This is a genomic window from Shewanella chilikensis, assembly GCF_002836945.1.
GTDB classification, from domain to species: Bacteria; Pseudomonadota; Gammaproteobacteria; order Enterobacterales; family Shewanellaceae; genus Shewanella; species Shewanella chilikensis.
The window spans coordinates 1-3381 of sequence record NZ_NIJM01000095.1; the positions used below are offsets into that span (position 1 = coordinate 1).

Below are 3381 nucleotides of genomic sequence, written 5' to 3' on the forward strand. Positions count from 1 at the left end.
TACTACGACATGCTGGGTCAACGATTCACTGTGGGGGTAAACTACAAGTTCTAATTCTCTTGCTACCGAAAAGCCACTTGCATAACAGCAAGTGGCTTTAAGTAATCGGCACTTCCCTAATTAACTAAAACCCTATTAGATAAATATGGATTGGATATCAGGGTTTCCTCTTGAGCCACTTCGCTTTTGTCTATATGCAAAGTTTGATTAATGCCGGTTATTCCTGTTTACACAAGAGCGCTTTCTATCAAATTGAATCAAAATCGGTACCTTAAAGTTAACAATGAAACATCCGGTAAACCCTCTCCAATATCACATCCTATTAAAGAGCCCTATCCTACCAAGAAATTCCCTCATTGCTTCTCAAGCTATAAAAACAATGTTAAAACCATCAACAAAAATAACGAACAACACACTGTAAAATAAGTAAAAATATTTCCTTACAATTTAGTTAAACAATAAAATCCATCAATAAAGCAACGAAATTATAACGCATAAAAAACCATTTAATAAAAATACAAACAAAACTTAAGTAGTTGCGAATTTTCTAATCCAAATGCATATGTTGCCATTTAGTTAAAACGAAAAACCTTTAAAACCAACGAAGATTAACCTATTGCTAACATACGTATTAACTTGAATCATTAGTTGGTCATTTCCACATCTGACAAACAAGAAGAAATATGAAAGCTATAATTTCTCAAGGAGATAGTCATGACCTCTGTATCTACAACCGCAAAAGCAATTCGCTTCTGTCTTTTGGCTACTGCCGGCTGTGCTGTTTATTCTGGAACCAGCTACGCTAAAGATAAAGATGAAACCATAGAACGTATCGAAGTCACAGGTTCAAAAATTAAACGCATAGGAGAGTTGGCCCCAACCCCTGTTACCGTAATCACTGGCGATGGTCTTATTGATGCCGGTGTTACCAACGTCGCAGATCTATTGCATAAGATGCCTAATACCCTGGTTGGTCTGTCTCCGGAAACCACCAACAACACTGTTTTCGCCAGCGGTTTGAATAACACCGACCTGAGAGGATTGGGTTCCAATCGAACTCTGATATTAGTGAATGGCCGACGCTTTGTGGCCGGCTCACCAGGCTCAGGTGCCGTCGATTTGAATAATATCCCCACAGCCATGGTTGAGCGCATCGAAATCACCACTGGCGGCGCATCGGCAGTATATGGTTCTGATGCCATTGCCGGTGTAGTTAACATAGTGACCAAGACCAGTTTTGATGGGTTGGCGCTGGATGCCTCTACCACCAGGCCAACACAATCTGGAGGTGAAGAGGAATACGCCTCACTGACCTTCGGCTCCGATATTGGCAAAGCCAATTTCGTAACCAACTTAAGTTGGTCACGTCAGGGGCAGATTGCACATATGGACAGGGACTTTTTGCGCGAAGCGCCGATTGTGGTGCGAAATCCCAATGCCAGCGGCCCGAATGACCCCCAAGCAATAATGTGGGGACATGGTCAACAGGTACTGGCCGCCTACACCAAGACCGGAGCGTTCACCACCCGAGCCGGAGAAAAGTACACTTTCAGTGATGACGGTAAAATTCGCCCAATGAAGCTGGGGCAACCTCTGCACAAACTCACCAATGGCCGAATAGATTATCTTGGAGGCGAAGGCTACAACTTTGCCGAAAACGCTTTTATCAAGACTCCGCTGGATAGGATTAACTTCTTTACTTTCATGAACTATGACATTAATGATGATCATAAATTTACCATGGAAGCCAGCTATGCCAAATCTGAAGCCTATGGTGAAGGCTCTCCGGCATTCCTCACTATTCCGCTTCATGTAGATAATGCTTTTCTTTCACCCGAAGCTGCAAGTTTGGTCAAAGCGTCCGAAAGGCGGCCAGGTGACGGCGCCAGAGTTGGCTACTTGGCGTCCGACTTTGGTAACCGAAAATACAGTCAAGAAAGAACCACAGCCCGCTTAGCTTTGGGGCTTGAAGGCGCAATCTCCGATACCTGGTCATACGATGTTTATGCCACTGTTGGCCATGTTCAAGCCGATACCGAGTGGTACGGTGAGATGTTCGAGCAGCGCTTTAAGGATGCTGTCGATGTTATCCGGGATAGAAGTGGTGCCTTGGTATGTCGTAGTGAACATGCCAGAGCCAATGGCTGTAAGCCGTTGAATGTGTTTGGTCGCGGCCTCTATGATAAAGCCGCTTACAATTGGGTCAGCACAGATGCCATTCGCCGCTCATCAATCGATCAATACGTTGCCGGCGCCTCTGTCAGCGGTGATCTGTTTGAGCTGCCTGCGGGTTTCATTGCTGCCGCCTTCAGTTTGGAGTATCGAAAAGAGACCGCCGACACCCTGCCGGATCCGGCAATGCGAGAAGGTCTTCTGTTTAACAACAGATCTCAACCTCTCTCCGGTGAATTTGATGTGACTGAAGCATCGGCTGAATTGTCCGTTCCATTGCTAAAAGATGTTATGTTAGTTCAGGATCTAACTCTTGAAACTGCATTTCGTTACATGGACTACTCCACCTCCGGCTCAGATAACGCCTGGAAAGTAGGGTTCAACTGGGCACTGAATGACGATTTGCGCATCCGGGCTAACCGCTCCAAGTCAGTGCGAGCCCCCAACATAGCCGAATTATTTAACCCAGCCAGCCAAACATTCAGAGGGATCAGTGACTATTGCGCGGCCAGTTATCGCAATCGAATTAACCCCACATATCTAAGTAATGTGCTGGCTAACTGTGCAGCCCAAGGGATCCCAACCACCTTTGAACCATCCCAGGAATGGTATGGTTCAACCCGTCCAGGCTTTATCGTCGGGAACCCTGAGTTAAAAAACGAAGTGGCGAATGATTTCACTCTGGGCTTTATATACACGCCTTCTTATCTGGAAAACTTCAGCTTGACTGTGGACTACTGGAAGTTCGATATGGAGAATGTGATCAATAATTTCAGCGGTGCCGCAGTCGTTAAGTACTGTTACCAATCCAGTTCAACCAATAATCAATTCTGCCCTTTACTCAGGCGAGATCCCACCACTCATGAAATCGTCAATTATTTCGAGAAACCCTTTAACTCGGCATCCAGTGTCACTTCGGGTGTTGATTTTGAGGTCAACTATCGTCTTGAAACCGGTTTCGGTGACTGGGGCTTCCGCCTATTCAGTACTTATCTGGAAGAGCGTTCATTCAACCCTACCGGATTTGCTGATGACAACGTTAAATCGGCAGGTGAGCAGGCTCGTCCACGCTGGCGTCACCGACTGACCACAGACTACACCTACAATGACTTCTCTGCCGTGCTGACCGCCAATCATCGCAGTAGCACAGTGTTGGATAACGAATGGTCACCCAATCAAAACAACTATAACGACATCCCGTCTTATACC

Annotated in this window: 1 protein-coding gene; it reads left to right on the plus strand. The window is 45.8% G+C overall.

Annotated features, from left to right (window positions below; all coding sequences use genetic code 11):
* Nucleotides 1–714 precede the first annotated feature (714 nt).
* The coding region (locus tag CX651_RS19555) for a TonB-dependent receptor plug domain-containing protein (protein WP_101057780.1) at nucleotides 715–3381 on the plus strand (2667 nt) is incomplete at its 3' end.